General features: G+C 66.3%; 10 protein-coding genes. 3 read left to right on the top strand and 7 right to left on the bottom strand.

Going from position 1 to position 26,031, the window contains the following annotated elements:
- The first annotated feature begins 9 nt into the window (after nucleotides 1-9).
- Nucleotides 10-465 (top strand): hypothetical protein, encoded by a 456-nt coding sequence (locus tag OH491_RS23585; RefSeq protein WP_068768767.1) that lies wholly within the window; start codon nucleotides 10-12, stop codon nucleotides 463-465.
- A 167-nt stretch (nucleotides 466-632) separates the two neighbouring features.
- Here OH491_RS23585 and OH491_RS23580 read toward each other — a convergent pair whose 3' ends face one another.
- From OH491_RS23580 to OH491_RS23560, 5 genes are all read right to left on the bottom strand, one after another.
- Nucleotides 633-1,241 carry a GDYXXLXY domain-containing protein gene (locus OH491_RS23580; RefSeq protein ID WP_068768768.1) on the bottom strand — a complete coding sequence of 203 codons (609 nt, stop codon included), beginning with the start codon at nucleotides 1,239-1,241 and terminating at the stop codon, nucleotides 633-635.
- Nucleotides 1,238-2,548, bottom strand: a complete 1,311-nt coding sequence (locus tag OH491_RS23575) for a DUF2157 domain-containing protein (RefSeq protein ID WP_068768769.1) — start codon at nucleotides 2,546-2,548, stop codon at nucleotides 1,238-1,240. Before OH491_RS23575 ends, OH491_RS23580 begins: the two co-directional genes overlap by 4 nt.
- A gap of 191 nt (nucleotides 2,549-2,739) precedes the next feature.
- The gene (locus OH491_RS23570; protein ID WP_068768770.1) at nucleotides 2,740-3,165 is read right to left on the bottom strand and encodes a hypothetical protein; all 426 of its coding nucleotides are present in this window, start codon (nucleotides 3,163-3,165) and stop codon (nucleotides 2,740-2,742) included.
- Between the two features lie 144 nt (nucleotides 3,166-3,309).
- On the bottom strand, nucleotides 3,310-4,359 hold the full coding sequence (locus tag OH491_RS23565) for a hypothetical protein (protein ID WP_145928559.1): 1,050 nt from the start codon (nucleotides 4,357-4,359) through the stop codon (nucleotides 3,310-3,312).
- 54 nt (nucleotides 4,360-4,413) lie between these two features.
- Nucleotides 4,414-5,430: a hypothetical protein gene (locus OH491_RS23560; protein WP_068768772.1), complete on the bottom strand. Its 1,017-nt coding sequence runs from the start codon at nucleotides 5,428-5,430 to the stop codon at nucleotides 4,414-4,416.
- A 492-nt stretch (nucleotides 5,431-5,922) separates the two neighbouring features.
- Between OH491_RS23560 and OH491_RS23555 the strand changes: the two genes are divergently transcribed.
- A complete protein-coding gene (locus tag OH491_RS23555) occupies nucleotides 5,923-7,140 on the top strand; it encodes a hypothetical protein (protein ID WP_068768773.1) in 1,218 nt (405 codons plus the stop codon).
- A gap of 212 nt (nucleotides 7,141-7,352) precedes the next feature.
- Here the strand turns inward: OH491_RS23555 and OH491_RS23550 are convergent, their stop codons facing one another.
- Nucleotides 7,353-7,766, bottom strand: a complete 414-nt coding sequence (locus tag OH491_RS23550) for a hypothetical protein (protein ID WP_068768774.1) — start codon at nucleotides 7,764-7,766, stop codon at nucleotides 7,353-7,355.
- A 16-nt stretch (nucleotides 7,767-7,782) separates the two neighbouring features.
- Entirely contained in the window at nucleotides 7,783-24,435 is a 16,653-nt protein-coding gene (locus tag OH491_RS23545) for an autotransporter-associated beta strand repeat-containing protein (RefSeq protein WP_342750730.1), read from the bottom strand.
- A gap of 588 nt (nucleotides 24,436-25,023) precedes the next feature.
- Here OH491_RS23545 and OH491_RS23540 point away from each other — a divergent pair.
- Nucleotides 25,024-26,019, top strand: a complete 996-nt coding sequence (locus tag OH491_RS23540; RefSeq protein ID WP_068768776.1) for a transposase — start codon at nucleotides 25,024-25,026, stop codon at nucleotides 26,017-26,019.
- Nucleotides 26,020-26,031: the final 12 nt, after the last annotated feature.

Genomic DNA, 26,031 nt, shown 5'->3' with positions numbered 1-26,031 from the left:
CCGCCTTCCATGCGCACCATGTCCACCGCCATCGTCGGCCTCGTCCTGATCTTCGCCCTCCTGTGCGGTGCCGGGGGCGGCACCGCCACCTACTTCCTCCTAAAAAACCGGCTTGCCCTGTGGATTCAAACTACCAACCAGTCCGTCCACGCCCTTTCGGCCAAAGCCGGAGAAGAAAAAGAAGACCTCGCCGCCTCCATCGCAAAACTGCGCGAACAACTCGACACCGGACAAAAAAAACTGACCGAACTCCAAGCCACCGCGGAATCAACCCGGGCAACAACCGCGGAACTCGCGGAGCACCACCGGCAGCTCGCCGCCCAATCCGCCGAAACCGCCCGCCAGGTCGAAATCCAAAACCAAGTCGCCGCCAGATTGATCGACGACTTGAAAAAACGCGACCGTCAGACGCGCGAAACCGCCGCCCAAGCCCTCCCGTTTATCATCGAACCTCCGGCCTTCTGATCCACATGAACACGGGCTCCCGCAACCCGTTCCTCTACCCGCAAAGAGCTTTGGCCGAATAAAGGAGGCTCCGGGCGCAGGAGCATAAAATCAACCTGTTTGCCCACACGCCCAAATCATCCTGCGCACAGAGCCTCCCCGCGCCAGACCGGCAAAAACACGCGGCGTCACTCTTTCTCCAGCTCCGCCCGCACCGCCTCGCGCACGGGCCGGCCATCGATGTAAAGCTCCTCGATCACGCCCGCGCCGTTGCGCACGCGCACGGCGACGTAGGTGTCGGATTTTCCGCGTTCCACGCCGCCCCAGCCCCGGCGGTTTGCATCATTATATAATTTCTCCGCCATCGGCGCGACGTCCTCCGGCAAATAATAACGATTAAACGGATAATTAAAGTTCATTCTGCCGCCCCTGTCGTCACCCCGGTACCTGCTCAGCTCCACTATCACGACATCGTTGCCTGTCAGCGTCGTCCAGCTTGCCTCGACCGGCACGGCGAAACCCTCGTCGTCCGTTTTCAAGCGCACATAGAGAATGCCTTTCACGCCATACGGGAAATCGTTTTTTTGCTGTTGCTCATTGAGCATTACGAAATCGTTCTGATACGAAAGCGTCACATAACGCCCGCGAAACGCATCATAAGGATCGACGGGCTGCGTGCGGAACTTGTGGAGTGTGCCCCGGCGCAGTGTGTTTTCATATTTCCAAATCATGCTCAGCGGCGCGGCGAGTGTGAGCGCCGCGAAAATGGCAAATAATATAAGCCTCGCGTTTTTCATATTCCCGCCCTCCGCCGGCGCCGTTTCTCAAGCGTCACCAAGTTTGCCGCGAGAAACCCGCAGCCGATCACAATGAACGCCACGCCGCGCGCGACGAAACTGTAGTCGCTGTCGAAAAACCGGCACGCCACCAGCGCGGAAATCAAGACCATGCCCTCGTTCATTGAAAACAGGCTGTCGCTCCGCACACCCCGCACGAGCGTGGACACGCCCAGAGCGAGCACATACATGTTCATGACCATGGGCGCCCAGTCGCCCTCCGTCGGCACGACGCGCACGAACGCGAGCAGCACAAAAAAAGGAAAACATGCCGCGCCCCAGTTGAATGATATTTTCCGCCACAACATAAAACCGCCCAGCGCCAGCATGACGATGCCTGCGCAGATCAAGCACGCCAGCAGACCGTTGATTTGCCCGTGATCACTCGCCCAGGCTGGCCGCTCGTAACTGTCGTTGAACGCCAGGATTACCGAGACAACCGCAAGCCCCAGGCTCCCGATGCTGCGAAACGGCGCCCGGAGTCCGCGCAGCCCGCCGAACCAGCAGCGCGAGGCGAGATAATACACAGTGAATATCAACCCGTGGCCGACCAGCACTCCGGTAAAACGCACGTCCCTATAAAACGGCACGGCCATGATTGGCAGCGCAATTGCCAGCGCCCACGAAAGCCACGTCACCATCAGCGAATCGCGCCGCTTCCATGCAAGCCGCGCATAAAACGGCATGATCGCAGCCAGCCAGAACACCGCCTGCAACAAGCCGGTTTCGCCCCTGTCCTCGCTTATCACAATCATGCGGGCCGCCACGCACGCGAGGTATCCGGTGAACGCCGCGCCGGACTTGAGCAGATAAACCAGCGGCAGCGAAAGCAGCGCCCAGACGAGCAGGAACCCCGCCATGTCGTTGTAGAGATGATACGTCTGGCTCACCAGCGCGATGGATGCGCCGATGGACAGAAAATAAAACGTGCCGCACCCCTCGCGCCACGCCGCCGAGTCCATGTGGCGCAAAATCGCGCGGCACGAAAACGCGATGCTGGCGAGCAGCGGCAGCACGGCCACGACGGCGCGCGCGGGCTTGGAAAGGGCGTCCCAATTATGGGCAAGCAGCAGGATGATGCCGGCTCCGACGAGCAGGCCGCCGAGAACCGCGCTTATCGCCAGCCCGATGGAAATGGAGCGCGAGGGTTTGATTTGCCGCTCGTAATGGCGGCGCAACGCCGTCGCCGCGCCGTCGTCGATGATGTTTTGCGCAACGAGCGACGGCAGTTCCGCGACGATTTGCCGGGCTATTTTTGAATCGTTCATGGAATGGATTGCAGTGAAAACCGGGCCGATGACAAATGGTTTCGTTCAATCCGCCCTTCAGGATCCCGGCCCTCCGGCAAAAGGGTGATTTTCATTGAGAAATGGCATAATAATGGACCATTTCAACAAAACACTCCGCGAAGTTTTTCGCGGAGTGCATAACTGGCTGAAAAAAAAGTCCGGCGGCCCGCTCAGAGCGTCATATAAAGGATGAGATATATGATGCCGATGATGATGGCCGCGATGCCGATCTTGCCTTGCAGGGGGACCAACTTGGCAAGGAGCGCCCCGCCCTTGGCGGCGGCCGCCTCGTTTTTCGCCAGAAGGTTTTTGCTGATCAGGCCGTAGGCCATGATAAAACCCAGCGCCAGCTCGACCAGCCCCATCGCGACGATAAGCACCCAGACGAAGATGCCCAGGACGCTCACGCCCAAAAGGCCCAGATTCTGGATGGCATGGATGATGTCCCATATGCCGAGCAGGATGGCCAGGACGCCGATTCCGCCCTGGTAGGGGGCCACCTTGTCGAAGATTTCCTTGGCATTCGGCTTTTTGGCCAGAACGAGCGAGGGAACCGCCAGGAGACCCAGCGCGATGAGTATTATACCGTATATCATGTGTTTTGTGATTTATGTGGTTTATTATTATCGAGCAGGACTGGCGGCGGATCAATCCGCCGGCCAGTCTTGTGAGAGGGTGATCATGCTTTCGTTTGCGGCGGGATGGATGCTGAGCGGGCTTCGCCCGCGATGGATTCCGGTTTACTTCCCTCCGCGTGATTTCAGGAATTCGTTGTGCGCCTTGATGAGGGCGCCGACGGAGTCGCCGACCGTCTGCTGGTCGTTGGTGTAGCCGTTTTCGCGGAGTTCGCGGATGATGCGGCGCATATCGGCGTCCGATTTTTCATGGCTGGCGAAAAAGCCGTCGTAAACTTTTTCCGCCTGCGTGCCTTTGATCACTTTTTTGTCGGCGGTTTTGTATTTGGCGCACATGTCGTCGAGTTCCTTGGTGAGGGCGTCGAACTTGTCGCAGATGGGGGCGGCCTTGGCGATCATCTGGCGGCGTTCCTCGTCGGAGACGCCGAGGCCGTAGCGGGTGTCCTCAAAGCCGTTGTCGAGGATGAGGTCGGCGCGGTCGCGGGCTTTGTCGATCGCGTGGCGCATGTTGAGGATGAAGGCGCCGTCGGGCGACTTGGCGATGTTTTTGCGGTCGGTTTCCTCGGAGAGCGTGTCGGCGAGTTTATAAACTTCCTTGTTGGTTTTGGCGATGCGCGTCATGAGGTTTTCGATGCGGGGCCTGGCCATGAGGAATTTTTTGTGCCAGTCGCTTTTGTAGTCCTCGGCTTTATAGTAGGTTTGCAGGGTTTCGATTTCCTTGAGCAGGGCGGCGACATCCTGCTTCACGGTTTCGATGCGGGGATTGATGTAGTTTTTATTGTTCTTGGCGAACCCCGACGGCGCGCCGAATTGATAGGCGGGGATTTTCGTGATTTGCGAATTTGACGGGATGACGCCGTTCCAGACGAGGCGATCGGAGCCGGACATGCCGCCCTCGACGGCTTTTTCGCATGTTTCGAGGGCTTCCCCGACTTTTTCGAAGATGGACTGCGAGACTCCGCGGAAGCCGAGGAAGCTGTTATAAAAGGCGACGGCGCTTTCGCCTTCGTCGCCGCCGGCGGGAGGCGCGGCGTCGTCGTGCCGGGACGGGCCGGACGCGGATTTGGCGTTTTTGCCGCAACCGGTGAGGATGAGCACCGGGCAGGCGAGCGCGAGCGCGGCGAGGGTGCGGAGGAGCGCGGAGAGTTTTTTCATGGTGTTTGTTTTCACTATGGTGGTGGGTTGTTCCTGGTGGCGTCGCGGGGGCGGTCAGAGGCGCTTATATTTGATGGCGATGCCGCCGTTGTAGGTGTAGGTGGCGATGCAGTCGTCGTAGTGGCGGCCGAGGTTGTCGCCCGCGCCGTGCAGTCGTTCGCTTTCGTCCGCCTTGAGGACGCCTTTTTTCAGGCCGGGCATGATGTATTTTTCGGCGCTTTCTATAAAATCTTTGAGCCACTGGTTGTAGAAGCGTTCTTTATTGTTTTTGAGCGAGTCGCCGAGCATGGGGGTGACGAGATTCGCGTTTTTCGCGAGGGATGCCTTGAGGGTTTCGAGGAGTTTCTCGGCCTTGGGGAGGGTCGCGGCGGCGGCGGTGTTGCCTTCTTTCTGGAGTTCGGGGTTCTGGACGAGGGTTTCGAGGGCGGCGGCGGTGTCGGTGTCGGCTTTCATGGTGGCGACGAAGTAGCCGAGCGCTTTATCCTGCGCCCAGTAGAGTTTTTCGCCGGCGAGGGCCATTTCGAGGGCGCGCCGGTCGAGCGCGTCGGTGTTTTTTTGCAGGCTGGCGAGGAGGGTTTGCAGGCGGGGTCTGGCGTCGGTGTATTTCTGGCATTTGTCGTTTTTCCAGCCGCCGTTGTATTGGAGGTATTTTTGGAGGTCTTCGCAGAGTTTGAGGGTTTCGTCGGTGTCTTTGCGGATTTGGTCGATGCCGTTTTTGAAGAGTTTCAGGTCGGCGGCGGCATACCAGTCGGGGACGCGCGTGGGGAGGCTGAGAATGTCTTTCGCGTTCCGCCAGTTACTGGAGAAAACGGGGCCGCCGTGGCCGTAGTCTCCTTTGGCGACAAACTCGTCGAGGTGCCCCATGGCGTCCGCCAGCCCTTTGACGAGGTAGGAGCGGGCGTCCACGACGATTTCCTGAAGGTATTCGTTGTAGTAGTTCACGGCGATGCGGCCATCGACCATTTGTTCATAGGCCGCATCGGGCGCGATGCCGTCGGCGGCGGTCGCGTGACGGGTGATGACGCCGGGAGCGGCGAGCACGCAGGCGAGGATGAGGAGTTTTGTTTTCATAGGGCTTAATGATTGGGTGGTTCTGATATTATTTCTTTTTCAGAAATATAATAGGAGCCGTGTGTGTGTGTGTGGGGGACGGCACGGAGACCGTCCCTCCAGAAAAGGCAGGGGAAAGATGATGCGGCCCAACGGCCCAAGGCGTTTCATCGGGACACAATACGTCCCGGGAAGGTCACTTTTAGGACAGGGATAGAGCTTGGGAGCGAACGTCGCTGCGAAGGCGAATCATGCGTGGTCAAGCTCATTTTCAAGCGGTTGCGGATTTGTTGATGGTTCCAGACTGGTGCTCTGGTGCTCCAATGCAAAAACATGACGGATAGAAAAATGCGCCTAAGGGGCTCGGCAAGAACAAAAGACAGGAATTTGCATGTTTCCCCGTCCTTTGCGTGGGCATCGAAAGTGGCACCAACCCCGGCAGAGACTAATCGGCCCGGCTTAAAAAGCCCAAAAAATTTACCGGAAAATCCGCCAAATGCTCATACGCACTCCATGCACCAGCCAGACCAGCTTCCTCCTTTCCTGTTTCTCGGGATCCCCCAGCACCGGCTGCCCCGCCTCGCACAGGACATCACCCAGGACAGCCTCGTCCTGTCCGATTTTTTCGCAACCGGGCAAAATGAACCCATCCGGTTCCGCACCTCCGAAATCATCGCCCGCACCGATGCCGTTGTTCAAAACCCCGGCGGTATTCTCGAAGCCGACGCCCGCTCTGGCGCCGTCATCCGCATCGACGCGGCCGGTTTGCAAAACCACGGTTTCGAAATCGACGGAAATTCAATCGCCCTCGGCACCCCATGCAATCTCACCCTTCCGGCGGGAACATGGGCCTTTTCCAACAATACCCTCGATTTTCTCATCGAAATCATCGGAAAAGCCGGCACTCCCAAGGAAAAACAATGCGCCCGCCTCCTGTGCGAATTCGACCATTCCCCCGTCCGCAGGCTCGACGCCGTTTTCGAATTCCTTAAAATCTATAATGCCGACATCGACGCAGCCGTGTCCAGCGCCCGCGCCATCCCGGCCTTCACCGTGGGAAAAGACACCTTCTCCGTCACCCCCTTCAACGTTTACAATAAAAAATACCCCGCCGGGGTGCTGTTCTTCAAAAACGGCATCCCCGACTGCCCGCGCAACTACGACCAAGCCGCCCGCGAAGCCGACATCCCCGTGCTGGAATACCGCGCCGTCAACTTCCACAACCAAAACTTCCGGGGACATTACATCCTCGACCTGACCAAGAAAAACCGCGCCGCCGGCAGCGCCCGCGCCCGTGCCGAGGCCTCGTTCGACCTGCACCGGTCCCGGCACGCCGTCGTCCGGCTCTATCTCCAAGACTCGGGCGCAACCCCTGCAAACACCCTCCATCCCCGCAAGGAATTCGCGGGCTCCGTCACCATCCCCGTCAACAAGGCCGGCCATCCCCAGGCCGTCATCGGGCGCATCCGCGAATCCATTGAAAAAATCACAAACGACTTCCTGGACTGCCAGCTGGCCGGAAAACCGTTCACCGGATTCCCGTTTCAATTCAAATCCAGAGAAACCCCCGAGTCCGTGCATATCCGACGCGGCAATCGCGTCCCCCGTCTTGTTCCAGAGCAGATACCGGAGCCCATCGAGGCTTTCCCTTCCGGCGCCATCGCCATCGACGCGGGCCAGTCCTCGATGCTCAACAGCTTCCCCGGCATCCCGATGGCGCCGCAATTCTAGCCGCCATGAAAAACCTCGCAATGGAACATCGTTAAAGTTCGCATGCGCACCGGCGGCTATGACGAGCACCCGGCCTATTCTCTTCTCCCCGCAAGAAATGATACATGCTCGGAGTAACCGTTATCTTTGGCCCGACAAAGAGACCGGCCCGTGATGCCGCGCCGGACAAATTCTGATCAAAGGCAACGACGGGCTGGACCATCTCACCATATTCATTGCCCCATCGGGCTGTGAAAATTCGCCTCCCCTGCCTGCGCAGCCGCGCTCACGGTCGCGGGGTGCCGCGCCCGTGAGCATCCGAGGAAGCCGAGATTTTCCGGCGGGATGCATCTGCCGCCGCCCGTCTGCATCCGCAGCCCGACGAGTTCTTCCTCGTCGAGTTGGAGCGTGGGGATCTCCTTCAGGACGGAATCGAGCACCCGCGCCCGCGCCTGATAATACAACCCCCTTCTGGCATAAACCACGCCCTTGATGGTGACTTGGGCGCCGCTGGCCAGATGCCCGCGCACGACAAAGCTGTACCGCACCATGGGCAGCGAGTCGATCAGCACCGGCTCCCGCGCGCCCTCCGGCGGCACGGGGTTTGGGTTCCGGCCCGCGCCGCCCGCTGTTGGTCCGGTCTTCATGACAGACGGCCTTCGCTTACCAGAGGCGGCGGTAGCCGAGGTTGATGCTCCAGGGGCGCTCGTAGGCGGCGGCCCTGGCGTATTCGTAGTCCAGATACAACTGGCTGAGGTCGTTGACGCGATAGCTCGCGCCCAGGCCGAACTCGACGCGCTTGCCGTCGAAGCCGGCGTTAAACGTCTTGCCGTGGGCGGTGATGCCGCCGCCGGAGGAATCGACCGCGACGGCGGCAAGCTTGCCGTAGGGATGCCACCGGCTGCCGTGGAACTGGCGGCCAAAACGCAGGAGCGCCCGGTACTGCCAGGTCTCGGAATCGTCCACGCGCACCTTGATCGCGCGCTGGTCGGAGGTCGCGCGGGTGTCGTAGGAGGCGCGGCCCAGCCAGAGCACCGAGGCCTGCGCGGCGGGCTCGAGCCACCAGCCGTCGGCGCGTTGCAGGCGGCGGCCCGCCTCCACGCTCAGGCTCAGGCCTTTCACGTTGTAGTCGGCGTGCGTCACCCGTCCGTTGGCGGCGCGGGCGTCGAACCCGTTTTTATACCGGTCGGCGCGTCCGACCGCGTCAACGAACCAGCCGTCCGCGTGCAGGAGCGTGGCGTAGGCGCCGACGCCCACGCTGCGGGTTTCGCCCGTGCCGGAATTGTCGAACTTGCGGCTGACGCCGCCCATGTCGATGAAGCCGCCGAGGAGGTTCGCACCGGCCCCGGTCTCGAAGGTCCGGTCGGCGCCGGCGGTCATGCCGTAGCCGTATTGCTCAAAACCCATGCCGGAGACGCGGTTCGAGGCGTCGAGGCGGTAGCCGCGCGAGCGCACCCAGACGTTGCCGGAGGCGCTGCCTCTTTTTATGGCGGCGGCGTTGCCGCCGTCAAGGGAGGCGAGGTTTTCGGCGCGGAGGTCGCCCATGCGCAGGTGGAGGCTGTCGAGGGCGTTGGCCCAGTCGAGCGCGAGGGAGGAGGCGGTGCTGAGGATCGCGTCGGCGGCGTGGCTGAGGCCGGCGTCGGTCAGATACCACATGTTGGGATCGGGGATGTAGGCGCTGCCGTCCCCGCGCATGAGCTCGAGGGAGGTGAGCTCGGTTTCGATTTTGCCGCCGACAAGGGTGAAGGTGCTTTGCGTGCCGCCGGTGTGGATGAGCTCCAGCGCGATGTTCGGGCCGGCGGGCTCGGTGCCGTTGGTGGCGAGGTGCACGTTGTGCGTGCCGGCGCCGTCGTTCGTGATGTCGAGGAAGTTCGCAATGGTGGCGGCGCGGGCGATGGTGCCGGAAACGCTCCCGCCCAGGCCGGAGAGGTCGGCGTTCAGGTAAAAATTGCCCGAAGTATTGCCGAGCGCGGCGATGGTCACGGTGCCGGTCGTGTTCGCGGCGGAGAAGGCCAGCGCGCCGCCGTTCATGTTGAGCGTGCCGAACCGGTAGCCGCCGGCGTCGAGCACGAGCGCGGCGTTCGCATCGAGCGTGGTGTTCGCAATCTGGTAGGCGGCTGGATTGTCGAGGAGCAGCGTGGCGTTGGTCACGAGGTGCGTGCCCGCGCCGGAGAGCGTATTGCGCAGGACGCCGGTGAAGTTTTTCTGCTCGAAGGTCGCGCCGGAGGCGGCGCCGATGGCGGCGGCGCCGAGGGCATTTTCGTGAGTGGCGGTGACGCGCGCCCCGGCGGCGACGCTGCCGGTGCCGTGGAAGCCGGCGCTGTCACTGGCGAGCGTGACGGTGCCGCTGGCGGCATGAAACAGGCCATAGCCGAAGAGCGTGTTTTGCAGCGCGCCGGTGGCGTCGGTGCGCAGCGTGCCGTCGAGCTGGATGCCGCCGTTGCCCAAGCCGGCGGTGTTTGCCAGATGCGCGGTCGCGCCGGAGCCGATGCTGGTTTGCGCGGTGTAGCCGGGGTTGGCGCTGTTGACCGTCAGCGTGCCGCCGGTGAGCGTGAGCGCGCCGGTGCCGGTCAGGTGGCCGTCTATCACGCCGCCGCCGGAGACGGTCTGCGCGCGGCCGTTGAGGTCGAAGACGCCGGGCGCGGCGATGTCGAGGCGGCTGGTGTGGCCGAGCGCGCTGTCAACGCCGGCGACCACGGTGCCGGTGAGGATCGTGCTGGCGCCGGAATAGGTGTTCGTGCCGGTGAGGATCAGGGTCGAGCCGGTCGCGTAGGTGACGCTGCCGTCGCCGGTAATGGCGGCGCTGAGCGTGTTGTCCGCGGCGCCGGTGGTGTCGAGCGCGAGCGTGGTGCCGGTCTTCACGTTCAGCTCGGCGAGCACGTAGTCGTAGTAGAGGCCGGGCGCGAGCGTGCCGCTGGTGTGGGCGTCGGCGCTGCCGCTTGTTTGCGCGGTGTAGTTGTAGATGGCAAAAACCTCGTCGTGCTCGATCGTCTGGCCGTTTTCGAGCGCGGAGCCGTCGGCCTTGTGGATGGCGATCTGGCGCGGCGCGGCCTCGGCGAGCGTGCCGGCGGCGACGAGCAGCGTCGCGTTGTCGGTGAGGTTGTCCTGGTCGAGCCAGTTCTTTTGCTGCGTGGCGTCGCTGATCGCGGCCGTGCCGCCGGTGTAGTTTTCGAAAACGACCGTGCTGCCGAGGTCGGCGACGGAGAGCGTGCCGACAGTGAGGACCTTCGCGGGGTCAACGCCGTTCATCGGCAGCCAGAGCGCGCCGCCGTCGAGGGTGAGGCCGCCGAGCCGGCGGGTCTCGTTCGCGGCGTGGAGCGCGCCGCCGGCGTCGAGCCGGAGCGTGGCGTTGGCCAGCGCGGCGGCGTTGAACGCGTGCGCGGCATTCGTGCCGAGGGTAAGCGCGGTGTTCGCCAGCGCGACGGTGCCGGCGAAGTGCGTGCCGGTCGTGGCAACGAAGTCGAACGCGCCGCCGGCCGCGGTCACGGCGAGCAGACCGGAGCCGGTGAGCGCGTGGACGAAGTCCGCCGCGGTCGTGGCCAGTTCGCCGGTCCGCGCGATGACAACGGAGGCTGAGGCTGCGCCGGTGCCGCCGATGTTGTCGTTGGTGGTGATGGCGGCGGTGCCGGTCACGGCGAGCGTGCCGGTGAAGCTTGTGTTCGTCCCGGCAAGGGCGACGCTGCCGCTGACGAGGTTCACGCCCGTGCCGCTGATGGTGTTGGCGAAGGCGCCGGTGCCGCTGAGCGCGAGCGTGGAGCTGTTCGCGATTGTTGCGGTGCCGAGGCCGTCGAGGTTGTTCGCGAGGGTCAGGGTGCCGGCAAGGATGCCGGCGCTCCCAGTGAAGGCGTTCGACTGCGAGATGGTGAGGTTGCCCGCCGCTTCCTTCACAAACGTGCCGCTGCCGGCGAGCTTGTTGGCGAGGGTTTCGTTCGCGGTGTTGGCGATGGTGAAGAGGCCGTCGAAGAGGATGTCGGCGGCGCCGAGGTTCGCGGTCGAACTCGCGCGCAGCGCGCTGCCGGCGTCGACGGTCCATTCGCCGTCGGCGGTGAGTGTGTTCGTGCCGGTGAGGGCCACGCTGCTGCTGTTTACCAGCGCGACGGTGCCGGTGCCGGCGACGGTTTTGGCGAGCGCGCCGGTGGCGCCATCGAGGCGGACAAGGCCGCCGGCGGTCAGCGTGCCGCTGTCGCCGAGGGCGGAGGTGTTGTGGAGGATGGCCGTGCCGGTCACGCCGACGCTGGCGGCAAAGGCGGCGTTGGTGCCCGTCACGTCCAGCAGGCCGGTGACGCCGAGCGAGCCGGACGACGCGCCGAGGAGTTTTCCGCCGATGCTGCCGCTGGCGAGGATTTGCGTCTTGTCGTCCAGGTCGAACGCCGCGCCGGGGCCGTAGCCGAGGTAAGCCGTCCGGCCCAGCGCGTCGTCGGCGCCGGCGATGACGGTGCCGCTGGCAATGGTCGTCGTGCCGGTGTAACTGTTGCTGTGGCTGAGCGTGAGGTTGCCCGTGCCGGCGATAAGTTCGAGGTTGCCGGAGCCGGTGATTTCGGCGGCGAGGGTGTGGTCGGTCGCGCCCGCCGTGGTGAGCGTGAGCGTGGTGCCGCTCTTGATGTCGAGCACGGTCAGCGCGTAGTTGTAATACAGGCCGGCAGTCGCGCTGCCGACGACGCTGAACGCGGTCGAGGCGCTGGCGGTCACGCCGGTGTAATCGTAGGAGGCCACCACGTTGCCATAGTCGATCTGCCGCCCGCCCGCGAGCGCGGAGCCGCTTTCGGTCGTGATGGCGATTTGTTTGTTGCCGGAGCCCGGGGCGAGCGTGTCGGCGGCGACGAGCAGCGTCGCGGTATCGTTGATCGAATCCTGGTCGAGGAAGTTTTTCGCCGGATCCGCGCCGGTGGAGTCAACCGTGCCCGAATTGGCGTAGCCTTTGAAGGCCACCTTCGCGGCGCTGTCCACCCAGAGCGTGCCGGTGCGCAGGACCTCGGTCGGGGCGACGCCGGTCATGTCGAGCAGCGTCACGCCGCCCGCGCCCAGGTCGAGGCCGCCGAGTTTGCGGGTCTCGGCGTTGGCCGCGAGGGTCGAGCCGGCGAGCACGCGCAGCTTGGCATTGGCCAGCGCGAGGGCGTTGTGGTCGTGCGCGGCGCTGGTGCCGAGGTGCAGGGTCGTCGCGTCGAGCTTGACCGTCCCGGCGAAGGCCGTGCCGCTGGCGGTCTCGAAGTCGAAGACGCCGCCGTTCGCGGATGCATTCACCGCCAGAACGCCGGAGCCGGTGAGCGCGTGGACAAAGGTGGTCGCGGTCGTGGCGAGTTCGCCGCCGGCGGCGATGACCACCTTCGCACCGGTCGCCCCGGTGCCGCCGATTTGCGTGTTGGCGGTGATGTCCGCGGTGCCGGTCACGGCGAGCGTGCCGGTGAAGCCCGTGTTCGCCCCGCGCAGGCTCACGCCGCCGCTGGCGATGGTCACGCCGGTGCCGCTGAGGGCGTTCGCGAAGGCGCCGGTGCCCGCGAGGTCGAGCGTCGCGTTGTTCGCGACCGCGCCGGTGCCGGTGCCGAAGAGATTTTGCAGGGTGAGCGTGCCGCCGGCGACAGTGCTGGTGCCGGCAAAGGCGTTCGACTGCGAGATGGTCAGGTTGCCGGCCGCTTCCTTCACGAACGCGCCGCTGCCGCTGAGGGCGTTGCCGAGGGTTTCGTTCGCGGTGTTCGCAACGGTGAGCATGCCGTCGAAGAGGATGTCGGCGGCGCCGAGGTTCGCGGTCGAACTCGCGCGCAGCGCGCTGCCGACGGCGACGGTCCACCGGCCGCCGGACGCGAGCGTGTTCACGCCGGTGAGGGCGACGGAGCTGCTGTTCGCCAGCGCAACGGTGCCGGTGCCGGCGATGGTTTTCGCGAGCGTGCCGGTCGCGCCGTCGAGGCGGACGAGGCCGCCGGCGGTCAGCGTGCCGGTGTCGCCGAGCGCCTGCGTGTTGCGCAGCGTGGTCGTGCCGGTCACGCCCACATTCGCGGCGAAGCCGGCGTTGGTGCTGGTGATTTCCAGCAGGCCGGTGACGTCGAGCGAGCCGGAGGCCGCGCCGAGGAGTTTTCCGCCGATGCTGCCGCTGGCAAGGGTCTGCGAATGGGTGTTGAGGTCAAAGGACGCAAGGGACTCAAGGGACAAAAAGGACGTTTGGCCGAGGGCGTCGTCGGCGCCGGCGATCACGGTGCCGCTGGTGATGGTCGTCGTGCCGGTGTGGGCGTTGCTGGCGCTCAGCGTGATGGCGCTGGTCGCGGCGATGGCGAGGTTGCCCGCGCCGGTGATTTGCGCGGTGAAGTCGGCCCCGCCGGCGGGCGCGGCGGTGTCGTCGCCGGAGAGCGTGGTGGTTTGGTTGGCGAGCAGGTCGAGCTGCGTGAGCGCGTAGTTCACGGAGAGGCCGTTCGTGTAATCGAGCGCCTGCGTGTAGATCGCCGTCGCCGTGACGGTGCTGCCGGCGTCGCGCACGGCGGCGGTCGTCGTGCCGCCGCCGGCGAGCGCGAGGTTCGTGCCGGTGGTGACGAACGCGGTCACCAGGCGCACGAGTGTGGCCTCGTCCTGCCGGAGGAGGTTTTTGTCCAGGAGGCCGGTCGTGCCGGTGAGCGCGGTGGTGGTGTTCGTGATTGTGATCGTGCCGCTGACGCCGTCGAGCGTGTCGGTGAGGATGACCCCGTCGGCCCGCGAGCCGGTCGTGTAGGCGAAGATGACGTTCGCGCCGTCGATGGTCAGGCCGTTGGTATTGCTGCTGGCGAGGCGTTGCGTGCCGGTGGCGACCGTGGTCGTGTTGGCCGTGCCGAGGACCACGGCGGCGCCGGCCAGCGCGTCGTTGTCCAGCGCGTAGGCGCTGGTCTCGAAGAGCGCGGTGCCCGTGAAACCAGCGCCTGCGGCGCTGGAGTTGAAGTTGAAAGTTGAAGTTGAAGAACCGAGGTCAACGTGCAGCAGGCCCGTGCCGCTGAGGGTGCTGGCAAACACGATGTCACCGGTCGAGACTCGCAGGGTCTTGGTCGTCGCGCCGGCACCCGCGCCGACCACGACCGCGCCGGCGCCCAGCGCGCCGGTGTGCGTCATGACCAGCGCGCCGTCGAGGATGCCGATCGTGCCGGTGGTGGTGTTCGCCCCCGCCAGGGTGAGCGTGCCCGCGCCGGCCTTCTCGATCGCGTGCGTGCCGGTGAGCGTCGTCGCGATGGTCGCGCCCGCGGTCATGTTGAAGACGACGGCGTCGGTGCCGCCGGTCGTCAGCGTCCCGCCGGTCAGCAGGTAGCCGTCCACCTTGAACTGCGCGCCGCTGAAGTGGATGGTGCCGCCGGTGAAGCTGCCGGCGGGGGTGTTGTCCACCGTCACCGTGCCCGCCGTGCCGCCGAAGATCGCGAAGCCGGCGTCCTCGGGGGGCGAGCCGAGCCACTCCCCGTTGGGCGCGCCGTTGCTGCCGCTCCACGCGGTGTAGGCGCTGTTCGCGCCGGGCGCATACCACGTGCCGCTGCCGCCGTCGGGGTCGCCGGTGTTCGTCCATTTTGAGGAGTCGCCGCCGTCCCAGTGGGCAAAGTAGCCGAAGTCGTAGAGCAGCTTGACCCAGCCGGTCTCGGCCGTGCTGACGAGGTATTTGGGCGCGTCGGCCAGCGTGCTGACGGACGTGCCGTTGAACACGCCGAGGGCGATGTTCGCGGCGCCGCCGGAGAGCGTGCCGGTGCCGGCGGTGCCGTAGTGGATCAGGTCATACTCGCCCTTGGCGAGGGCCGCGCCGGTGGAGGTGATGTTCAGCGTGCTCGTGCCAGCCAGCACGAGGTCGCCGCCCACGTTGACGAGGTCGTTGCCGGGGACCGGGTTGTGGCCGGGGTTGGTGATGGCGTTAAGCTCGAAGTCGAGGATGGCGCCGGTGAGCACGAGGTCGCCGGCGGTGGAGAGCGTGCCGGCGCTGTTGCCGGGCGCGAGGTGGCCGCCGGCGTTGACCATGACCAGGCCGCCGAGCGTGCCGCTGCCGCCGAGCGTGCCGCCGGCGGAAACTGTCAGCGCCGAGGCCGCGCTCCCGAGCAGGCTGTTCACGCGCAGCAGGCCGCTGTCCACGCGGGTGTCGCCGTCCCAGGCCGTGGCCGCGCCGCGGTAGTCGAGGTCGGAGCCGCCGGCGACGCGCAGCGTGCCGGTGCCGGCGAGGGCGTTCACCAGCGTGCCGGTGAGGCCGGAGAGTTCCGCGAGGGCGGCGGATGAAACATCGAGCCGCGAGGAGCCGAACGCCCCGGCGTCGGTCGCGCGCAGCGTCCCGGCGGTGACGAGGGTCGTGCCGCTGTAGGCGTTGCTCGCGGAGAGGATGAGCAGGCCGTCGCCTTTTTTCGTGAGCGTGTCGCCGGTCCAGCCGGCGTGGCCGGCGGTGTCGCTGAGCGCGATGTTCACGTCGAACGCGCTGCCGCTGGCGACGGTGAAGTCGCCGTGCGCGCGCGTGCCGCCGATCTGCCACGAAAGGCCGTGGGCGAGGTTGTAGTCGCGGCCGTCGGCGGTTTTATGGACGCCTTGATAAATGTAATCCGGCGTGCCCGCGCCCGTGCCGCCGGTCACGCTGGCGAAGTCGCCGGCGAGCGTGCCGCCGGCGGCGTGGATGAGCGTGTGCGTGGTCGCGCTCGCGAGCACCTCCAACGCCGTCGTGCCGGTCGCCGGCGCGGTGTAGCCCGCGATGACGAGCGCGCCGCCGAGCGTGCCCGAGCCGGCGGTGATGAACGCGCCCCGCGTGCCGCTCGCCGGCAGCGTCAGCGCCAGCGAGGAACCCGCGTTTTGGAAATATGTGCCGCCGACGGCGACGCTGCCGCTGCCCGCGATGGAGAGCGAGCCGGCGCCGGTGCCGCCGGCGTCAGTATAGCCGTTGTGGAAATTGCCCGCGGTGTCCCATAGCGCGGTGCCGCTCACGGTGGCGGCGCCGCTGCCGTGACCGGTATAGGCGGGTTGAAGTGGATCGGAATAATCGATGATCGCGCCGCCGCCGACAAAGCTGTCGCCGCCCACGCGCACGATGGCGCGGTCGGCGATGGCGAGCGTGCCGGAGCCCCAGAAGCCCACGACGAACGCGGAGCCGCTTTCCCACAAGCCGTCATCGCGGACGGTGGCGGCGCCGACGGCGTTGGTGCCGAGGCCGACGAGACCGCCATAGGTGCCGCCCACGACGGCATGGCCGGAGATGTCGAGCGTGCCGGTGTTGTTTTCCGTGTGGCCCACCATGACAAACCCGCCGCTTTCCAGCCGGCTGTCGCCGCCGGCGAGGACGGCGCCGGTGCCCGAGCCCGTGGCACTGCTGCCGATGAACAGGTTGCCGGCGCGCACCCGCCCGCTGCCAGTGAGGCTGAGCGTGCCGCTGCCGTCGGCGAGGGTGCCGCCGATGCCGCCTCCGACCACGATGTAAGTGTCAACATCCAGCAGGCCGTCGTCGCCCACGCTGACGAAGCCGGCGGGGCCGCCGATTTCAAATTCCTGGCTGCTGCCGACGCGCACGCTGCCGCTTTGGGTGATGCGCAGCGTGCCGGAGCCCGCGGAACCAACACGGAAACCATCGGTGACCTCCCAATGGCCGCTGCCGGTCACGTCGGCGACGCCGGCGGCGCTGGCTTCGGACCCGATGTTGGCACCGCGGGTGCGAATGACGGCGGTGTCGGTGAGGACGAGGACGCCCGCGCCGGAGCTGCCGACAATCACCAAGGAGCCTTCCCATACGGCGCCGCTGTTCACGAGCAGGGTGCCGGAGGTGCCGGCGGCGGAGCCGATCTCGGCGTAGGCATCGCTCATGCGGCCGCTGCCGGTGAGCACAAGCGCGCCTTCGTCAACAGCCACGCGCCCGGACGTGGTGCTGAGCGCGGAGTTGACCGTGCCGGCGGCGAGGTCGCTGCTGCCGGTGAGGGTGAGCGTGCCCGTGCCGGTTTTCACCACGGAGGTGTAGCCGCTGCCGCTGGTGATGGCGCCGGCATAAACGGTGTCGCGTGTGTTGCGCAGGGCCAGCACGTCGTTGGCGCCGATGGTGCCGCCGGGGATGAGGATGTCCGCCGTCGCGGCGGTGCCCGCGAGGTTGTTGAGCGTTTGCGTGCCAGTGGTGGTCAGCACGCCGTCAACCACGACCGACGTGCTGCTGGCGATGGCGTTGGCGGCGGCGAGGGCGAGGGTGCCGCCGGCGGCGATCGTGGTCGTGCCGGTGTGCCGGCTGGCGGCGTTGACGATGAGCGCGCCGGGGCCGGTTTGCTCCAGATGGCCCGCGCCGGTGAGCGCGCCGTCGAGGCGGGTGACGCCCGGGCCGGCGGCGGTGAGCGTGTGCGCGCCGAGCGCGAGTTCGTGCGCGGCGGTGCCGAGGATGAGCGTGCCGCTGGCGTCGGCCACGGTGACGGTCGAGTCGGAGGCGAGCGTGCCGGTGCCGTGAAGCACGAGGGCGCGGGTGCCGGCCTTGGCGAAGCCGCCGTCGAGGAGGTAGGGGCGCTCCAGCACGCGGTCGGCGTCGGTGTAGGCGGCGGGGTTTCCCTCGCTGCCGGGGGCCACGGTCACGCCGCGCAGGGCGCCGCTTTGGAGGGTGATGACGCCGTGGCCGAGCGGGCCGCCGGTGGCGTCGCCGTCGATGCCGAGCCAGACGTTGCCGCTTTCGAGGACGAAGGCCTTGGAGAAGGTGTTTTGCGCGTTGAACACGACCGCGCCGGCGCCGGTGCCGGAGACGGTGACGGTGGCTTCGATGCCGCTGAGCTGCTGGTTGAAGATGAGGGCGCCGGCGCCGTCCTGCACGATGTCGAGGCCGCGTCCGTAGCTGTCGGAGCCGTAGCTGATGCGCAGGCCAACGTCGAGGGTCACGTCGCTGACGCCGGTGTTTTGGAGGGTGGTGGCGACGTTGGGGCCGGTCTGGTCGGAGTCGAGGGTGAGGCGGTAGCCGTTGCCGTCGATGGTGAAGTCCTCCTTGTCGGCGCCTTCGAAGAAGAGGCCGGTGAGGGTCTTGTCGGCGTCGAGGGTGATGGTGGCGCCGGCGAGGGCGGCGGAGCCGGTGTGGAAGGTGGCGGTGGCGGTGTTGCTGTCGGGCTGCTCGACCAGGCTGTGGCCGGTGCTCTTGCTCCAGTTGTCCGTTGTCCAGATGTTGTTGTAGGTGCCGTCCCAAGTGAAGAGGTCGGCGTAGGGGAGGAGGACGTTTTCGCCCTGGGTGTTGCGCACCACGCGCACGACGTCGGAGCCGGCCTGCAGGCTCACGCCGGTGATGACGCGGCCCGCGGAGAGCGTGCTTTTGAGGATGGTCGCGCCGAGGCCGGTGCCGGGGTCGCCCTGCCAGCCGGCGAAGGTGAGCAGGCCGCCGTTCACCGTGATGTTGCCGAGGGTGAGGACGACCGGGGTCTGCGGGTTGCCGTCGCCGGTGACGTCGATGGCGGCGTTGCCGTTCACGATGAGGTTCTGGATGAGCTGGGTGTTCTTCTGGATGTCGAGCACGGCGCCGGCGGCGAGGGTGATGGTGCCGGTGGTGTTGAGGAGGTTGGCGCGGGTGAGTTGCACGGTGCCGGCGCCGAGTTCCCAGTGCTGCGCGGCGAGCTTCACGCCGAGGGTGTAGTCGGTCGTTTGCACGTAGTCGGCGACGAGGCGGCCTTCGCGCCCGGCGGCGGAGGTGCTGACGAGCGAGCCGCCGGCGCCGAGGATGGTCGTCACGCCGTTGCCGGTGACGCGGAGCGCGCCGTTGTCGTTCAGGAGAAAGGCGTTGTTGCCGGCGATGGTGACGAAGGCGCCGTCATCGGCGGCGATTTCGAAGGCGCCGGCGTCGCCGCTGGCGGCGTAGGTGCTGAGCGGGCCGGTGCCGAAGGCGGTGGGCGCGCCGCCGCCGACGGTCACGCTCGCGCCGGTGACGCGGTCGCGGACGATGCCGGCGCGGGCCTGAATGCCGGCGGAGATTTCGTTGGCGGTGTTGTCGAGCTCCAGCACGCCGTCGCCGGTCTTGACGAGCTGGCGGCCCGCCGCGCCGTCGGTGATCTTCGAGTCCACGCGGAGGGTGGCGCCGGCGCCGATGTTGAAGGCGGTGTCGTTGTTTTGCGCGAGCGCGAGGGTGCCGGCGGAGAGGACGAGGGTGTCGGCGGTGTTTTCGGCGGCGGCGGATTTGCCAAAGATGATGCCATTGCCACCGGAGAGGTTGACGGTGTTGCCGAGGATGTGGGTGGTGACGAGGGCGTCGTCGCTGTAAACGGCGAGCCTGGCATTGACGTTGGTGGTGAACGTGCCGACGCCGATGGGGCCGGCGGTCACGACGCCCGCGCCGTCCTGCGTGGAGCTCGCGCCGATCTCGATGGTGGAGGCGGACACATTGTCCATGCTGAGGCCGCCGGTGAAGGTGTTGTCGCCGCCGAGGAAGCGGAGATTTTTGCCGCCGTTGGTGTTGCCGAAGCCGCCCGTGCCCTCGATGACGTGGTTTTTGCCAAAAACAACCAGCGCGCCGCCGCGCGGAGTCCAGGTGCCGTTCAGGGTGCTGGAGCCAACGAGGGAGCTGTCGGCGTCGAAGACGAGGGTGCCGCCGGTGAAAACCGGAGTAATGCCGGCAGTGATGACGAACGGGTTGTCGAGCACGCGGGTGCCGCCGCCGAGATTAATCGTCGCCGGCTCGCCGCTCGCGTTCATGCGGAACACGCCGGTGCCGAGGGCGTTGTCGGCGTAGAGCTGGAGGCCGCCCTGCGACCACACGAAGTCGCCGACGAAGGTGTTGGTGGAGTCGAGGCGGAGCTGGCCGAGGCCGGTCTTGAGGAGGCCGGCGGCGCCGGTGATGGCGCCGGTGAGGCGGAGGACGGGGCGCTGCTCGGCGGTGCCGGCGACGGTGATGGTGCGGGTGCCGGTGCCGGCGAGGAGGCCGGTGCCGTCGAGGGTGAGGTTGTTGTATTGGTTGGTGGTGTTGACGGGGCTTTGGAGGGTGAGGTTGCCCCAGAGTTCGTAGCCGCCGGCGAGGATGGCGGTGCGGGCGGCAGTGCGGGCCTCGATGCGGTAGGTGCCGGCGGCGTCGGCGGCGGTTTCGCCGATGAGGAAGCGGCCCGTGCCGGCGAGGGGCGCTCCGGCGGCGCCGGTGAGGCCGAAGATCACGCGGGGATCCTTCCAAACGAGGTCGCCCGACCAGGCGGCGTTGTTGCCTTGGAGCACGAGCAGGGACTGCGCGACGCCGGAGCGGACGATGAGGTCGCCCGCGCCGGTGAGGGCGTTGTTGAGCGTGAGCACGCCGGCGTTGTAGGAAACGCTGTGGGTGAGGTCGGTGTCGGAGTCGAGCTGCCACGCGGCGCCGATGGTGCGCGCCTGGCCGGCGACCTTGACGGAGGCGTTGAGGCCGCCGGTGTTGGAGAAAATGAGTTTGCCCGCGCCGCCGAGGTTGAGGGCGTAGGAGGACTGGAGGTTGAGGGAGCCGATGGTGTAGTCGCCGTCCACATCGATGGTGCGCGTGGCGGCGGCGAGGCGCGGGTCGAGGTCGCGGATGGAGGCGCTGGCGCCGGCGGCGGCGGGGTGCGTGCCGGCACGCCAGTTGGCGGGGTCGCTCCAGAGCCAGTTGGCCGCGCTGCCGCCGCTCCATTCGTTGGTGGTGGCGGCGTCGGGGATGAGGTAATAATAGCCGCCGGTCAGGGCCGAGAGCTGCGCGCCGTTTTCGTAGCCGGTGAAGGCGATGTTGTCCAGAATGGTGCTCCAGTTCGCGGCGTTGAAGAGCGTGCTGATGTCGGTGAGGAAGCGAAGGTGGGAGCCGGTGCCGCTGGCGACCCAGGAGCTGCCGTCGTTTTGCAGGATGAGTTGCGAGGCGAGAGACCAGCCGGTGGTGTTGACGCGGTCGAAGGTGATGCCGCCCGCGCCGACCGAGAGGGAACTGTCGCCCGCCAGCGTGAGGGTGCGGATGCCGTGGTCGCCGGCGCCGGTGCCGGTATAGCCGAGGGTGTGGCCGGCGGTGTCGAACACGCCGCCGTTCAGGATGAGGTTGGCGGCCTTGATCTGATTGTCCGCGTCGAGGCGGAGGATGCCGCCGGTGACGCTGATGTAGTCGCCGACGTCCAGCAGGCCGACGCTGGCGTCGATGATTCTGACGCTGGTCTCGCCCTTGGTGACGTAGCCGACGGAGACGGTGCCGCCGACGCCGCCGAGGGGGTTGTTTGCGGTGGAATACACGCGGTTGGTCAGGTTGCTGAGGAATTGCAGGCCGACGGTGGAGTTGACAACGCTGCCGTCGAAATAGAGGTCGCGGTCGGCGCGGAGCATGCCGGTGCCCGCCACGGTGCCGCCGGAGAGCCACATGCCGCCCTCGGGGGCGTAGCCGAAGGTGATGGCGCCGTTGATCGTGAGGAGGCTGCCCTTGAGGATGATTTTGCCGGTGCCGTTGATGTAGATGGGGCTGTCGATGGTGACATCGCCGCTGCCGAGGTAGTTATGGCCGGGGTCGAGCTCGCCGACGACGAGGTCTTTGTTGAGGCCGGTGATCCAGAGATGGCTGCCGCCATTGTAGAGGCCGCCGGAGAAGGTGTTGAGGCCGTTGTGGTCGCCGGCGATGCGCCTGCCGTAGGCGCCGGTGAGCCGCAGGGCGCCGGTGCCGGTGAAATCAAAGCCGGCGCCGAAGACGACGCTGTAGGCGCTGCTCACCCAGTCCTGCGAGATGGTGTTGGAGCCGATGTTGATGGTGCGGGTGCCGGTGAGCTCGACGGCGCCGGAGTAGTTGTAGTAGATGGCGCCGGTGTTCAGGTTGCCGGTGAGGACGATGGGGTTGTCGAGGCGGACCGCGCCGCCGGGGGTGCTGTTGCCCATGTGCATCGAGTAGAGCGAGGCGGTGCCGGCGGGGTTGTCGGGCGAAATCCAGATGGTGCCGGTGCCGAGGAAATTGCCGGCGACAATGCCGTTGGTGTGCGTCAGGTGGAGGCGCGTCACGGTGCCGTCCCGCAGCTCGGTGCCGCCGGAGTAGGAGCTGGCGACGTTATAGGGGCTCCAGGAGCCCTGCTCGACGATGACTTTCCGACGGATGCCGGAGGCGGCGTAGTCGTCGGAGATGAGGCTGCCGACATAGATGTTGGCGGCGCCGATTTTGCGGAGGTCGCTTTTGAGGATGACGGAGTTGGGCGTGTAGAAAGAGGCGCCGGCGCTGCTGATGACGGCGGCGGTGGCGGGGTCGCCGCTGTCGAAGACGAGGGTGCCGCCCATGCTCCAGTCGCCGCCGACGCTGACGAGGAGCCGGCCGAGGGTGACGGTGCCGCCGAGGTTGAAGGTTTTCTGGGCGAAGGGCCCGCCGAGGGCGGTGATGCGGGCGGTGGCGCCGGGGGAGTCGGGGATGTTGAAGGGGTCGCCGCCGACCCAGTTGGCGGCGGTGCGCCAGTCGAAGGTGCCGCCGGCGCCGCTCCAGGTGCTGTCGAGGAGGGTGACGGGGGCGAGTTCGTTGGTGTTGATGAGGGCGGCGCCCTTGTTGTAGCCGTGGAACCAGATTTGGGAGAGTTCGGCGGCGGTGAGGGAGGGGGCGTTGACGGCGGTGAGGGTGTCGGGCGCGGCGGAGAGCGCGGCGTTGGTGTAGTCGCGGATGCGGAGGAGGGAGGCGCTGCCGAAGACGATGTTGCCGAGGCCGAGGGTGGTGGAGGTGGCGATGTCGCCGCCGAAGGCGAAGGTGGCGGCGGCGGCGGGGGCGATGACGACGGTGCCCATGCTGGCCTGGTCGAAGCCGCGCAAGGCGAGGACGGCGGTGCCGCCGGTGAAGGTGGTGGCGGCGGAGCCGGCGGAGTATTGGCCGGCCTTGCCGAGGGAGAGCGTGCCGGACTGGAGGACGAGGCCGCCGCCGGTGGAGAAGACCAGCGAGTTGATGGAGGCGTCGAGGATGGTCTCGCCGGGGCCGGTTTTCACGACGGTGGCGGCGACGGAAACGTTGCCCGGGCCCGCGTCGTTGTAAGAGAGGGTTTGCGTGCCGGCGCCGATGAGATTGAGGCGGTGGGCGGCGGCGGAAATGATGCCGGTGAGGTCGGTGAAGACGAGGTTGCCGCCGAAGTTGAGGCCGGAGGCGGGGGCGTTGAGGATTTGCGTGCTGCCGAGGGTGACGGTACCCGCGCCGTAGTCGAGGAGGCCGGTGCCGCCGAGGTCGATGGTGCCGCCCAGGAGCGCGAGGCCGCCGCCGGAGAGGCGGAAGGTGGCGTAGTCGGAGAGGGTGATGGACGCGCCGGCGCCGAGGGTGAGGGTGGCGGCGGGGTTGGAGGCGGTGAGTTCGAGGACGGTGTTGCCGCCGGAGACGTTGATGTTGCCCGCGCCGAGGATGCTGGGGCCGGCGCCGAGGGTCATGTCGGAGGCGAGTTCGCCGCGGACGGTGCCGAGCTGGATGTCGAATTTTTGAAAGGTGCTTTGCGCGCCGGCGAGGGTGAGGACGCCGCCGCCTTGCTTGAGGAGGGTGCCGCCGGAGAAGGATTGGTTCGCGCCGAAGGCGAGGCCGGTGAGCGGGTCAACGGTGATGACGCGCGTGCCGGAGCCGAGCGCGGAGACGGCGGCGGCGGCGGGATTGAGGGAAAGGGTGCGCAGCGCGGTGGCGGTGGCCTGATCGGCGCGGCCCACGATGAGGTCGGTGGTGGAGAGGTCGATGGAGTTGGCGAGGGAGCGGTTTTGCGCGGGCGCGGCGTCGGAGCCGGCGAGGTTCAGGCGAAGGGCGGCGGGGGCGTTGAGGACGAGGGCGCCGGTGCCGAGGGCGTTGTCCGCGCCGACGACGATGGAGCCGGCGTTGAAGGAGACGTTGCCGGCGATGGCGGCGTTGGCGGAGTCGAGGCGGAGGGCGCCGGCGCCGTTTTTGACGAGCGAGGCGGCGGCGAACGGGCCGGCGACGGTGATGGAGCCGTCGGCGTCGGAGATGTTGAAGAGCGCCTGTCCGGCGACTGTGGCCGCGCCGCCGAGGACGATGGAGCCGAGCACGGCGGAGTTGTTGTTGATGGCGAGGTCGGCGGCGGCGGAGACATCGGCGAGGATGCGCAGGGCCGCGCCGCCGGAGAGCGAGAGCGTGGCGGGCGCGCCGGGGACGCCGGTGTCGAAAAGAAGCGAGGGCGAGGCGGCGGCGCCGATGGTGAGCGTGCCGGACGCGCCGACGCCCGCGCCGCCGGTGACGGCGAGCGAGCCGAGCGTGACGCCGCCGGGCGCGCCCGCGCCGGTGAGCGAGAGGGTGCGGCCGGCGAGGGCGGTGTTCGCGGCGGCGTTGAGGACGGCGGAGTCGCCCGCGGCGGAGCCGGGCGCGGCGGCGGAAGACCAGTTGGCGGCGTCGGCCCAGTCCCAAGCGGGGCCGGTGCCGGTGAAGGTGCCGGAGGTCTGGGCATGGAGCAAACCGGATGCCAGAAGCATGGATGCCGTGAGGCGGAGGATGCGGAGGGCGATATTCATGTAAGTTTTACAATATGAAATTAGAGAGAACTGATTGCTTTTTCATGAGAAGTTGCCGGGGCGAGTGGCATTGGAGACCCGTCGATGGGGGCGCTCCGCGCCGCCAATCCTTCAAACCCATGGGCGAGGCGCTCGTGCCACGCGGCCCGGCGCATACTGGAATGTCCTCCCCGCGATTTCATGGCGCAGCGCAAGCCGGCATGATCTTTTGCGCTTCGCGCAATTATCTTTGAACTGCGGGGAACTATTTCCGCAACAATGAGTTGCGAATTTCTTTATACCCTCCATATTAATTGCAATAGCATTCACTCCACTGCTCGTGCGAGCGGCGAAACTGAACGATATGGCATGTGGCGGAGGCATTTTGATGACAGAAAGAAAAGCCTTTGCGTTTCCATGCTGCCGGGGCCTAGCGAATGATTTTTAGGGCGGCTGTCAAATTTACTTTTCTTTTATCCGTAATAGGCTACATACACGAATGTTTTCATAGTTTGAGCCATTCATAAGAGCCATTCATAAGAGTCATTCATAAGGGACAGGTCGAAAATACATTGACAAGCCTCCTTTTCCGCCCCATTTCTATTCCCCATGAGAACCGCGCGCATCAAAATCTCCCCCGTTGAAGGCGAGGCGATCTACCACTGCATGACCCGGACGGTGAACGGCGAGCGTTTGCTGGACGATCCCGCGAAGGAAATCCTCCGCCGGCAACTCTGGCAGACCGCCGACTACTGCGGCCTGCAAATCCTCACCTACGCCATCCTCTCCAACCACTTCCACGTGCTCGTCCGCGTGCCTCCCGCCTCGCAAATCCCCGATGCCGAGCTTTTGCGCCGCTACCGGGCAATGTATCCCAAACCCACCCTTTACCAAGCGGCCCGACTCGACGTGATCGAGGTCCAATTAAAAACCGGAGGTCCCGAGGCCGATGCGTGGCGCAAACGCCAACTCGCGCTCATGGGCGACATCTCGCAGTTCATGAAACTGGCAAAACAACGCTTCTCCGTCTGGTTCAACCGCAGCCATCGCCGCTACGGCACGCTCTGGTCGGAACGCTTCAAGTCCGTTCTCCTCGAACCCAAGGGTCGCGTCTTGGAAACGATGGCCGCCTACATCGACTTGAACTGCGTGCGCGCCGGCCTCGCTACCGCCCCGAAAGACTACCGCTTCTGCGGCTACGCCGAGGCCGTGGCAGGAAACAAACCCGCCCGCGCCGGCCTCACCCACATCATCGGCGAAGGCCAGCACTGGCCCACCGTGCAAGCCGCTTATCGCGAATCCCTCTTTGGCAAAGGCAGTGCGCCCAAGGAACATGCCGCCGCCATTTCTTTCGAGCAATTCGAGCAAGCCCTCAAGAGCAAAACCCGCCTGCCGCTGGCGACCGTATTAAGATGCCGGATACGCTACTTCACCGACGGAGCGGTGCTCGGCGGCAAAGCCTTCGTCGCGCAACACCTCGCTCACTACCGCTGCAAACTCCATCGCCGCGCGGGCAGCGCGCCACGCCCGCTGCCCGCGCTGACCGACTGGGGCGGCGAACTGACCGCCCTGCGTGGCCTGCGCAAACAAGCCTTTGGCTCGTGACACGGCCGACGG

The sequence above is a fragment of the Termitidicoccus mucosus genome, assembly GCF_038725785.1.
Lineage (GTDB): Bacteria > Verrucomicrobiota > Verrucomicrobiia > Opitutales > Opitutaceae > Termitidicoccus > Termitidicoccus mucosus.
The sequence above is the reverse complement of the archived record's forward strand: the minus strand, read 5'-3'. Positions and strand labels throughout refer to the sequence as shown.

What these genes read in the sequence shown, in the direction of transcription:
- OH491_RS23550 (WP_068768774.1), bottom strand. Translation starts at nt 7,766, where the DNA reads ATGAAGACCGGACCAACAGCGGGCGGCGCGGGCCGGAACCCAAACCCC.
- OH491_RS23555 (WP_068768773.1), top strand. Translation starts at nt 5,923, where the DNA reads ATGCACCAGCCAGACCAGCTTCCTCCTTTCCTGTTTCTCGGGATCCCC.
- OH491_RS23575 (WP_068768769.1), bottom strand. Translation starts at nt 2,548, where the DNA reads ATGAACGATTCAAAAATAGCCCGGCAAATCGTCGCGGAACTGCCGTCG.
- OH491_RS23570 (WP_068768770.1), bottom strand. Translation starts at nt 3,165, where the DNA reads ATGATATACGGTATAATACTCATCGCGCTGGGTCTCCTGGCGGTTCCC.
- OH491_RS23580 (WP_068768768.1), bottom strand. Translation starts at nt 1,241, where the DNA reads ATGAAAAACGCGAGGCTTATATTATTTGCCATTTTCGCGGCGCTCACA.
- OH491_RS23565 (WP_145928559.1), bottom strand. Translation starts at nt 4,359, where the DNA reads ATGAAAAAACTCTCCGCGCTCCTCCGCACCCTCGCCGCGCTCGCGCTC.
- OH491_RS23545 (WP_342750730.1), bottom strand. Translation starts at nt 24,435, where the DNA reads ATGAATATCGCCCTCCGCATCCTCCGCCTCACGGCATCCATGCTTCTG.
- OH491_RS23560 (WP_068768772.1), bottom strand. Translation starts at nt 5,430, where the DNA reads ATGAAAACAAAACTCCTCATCCTCGCCTGCGTGCTCGCCGCTCCCGGC.
- OH491_RS23585 (WP_068768767.1), top strand. Translation starts at nt 10, where the DNA reads ATGCGCACCATGTCCACCGCCATCGTCGGCCTCGTCCTGATCTTCGCC.
- OH491_RS23540 (WP_068768776.1), top strand. Translation starts at nt 25,024, where the DNA reads ATGAGAACCGCGCGCATCAAAATCTCCCCCGTTGAAGGCGAGGCGATC.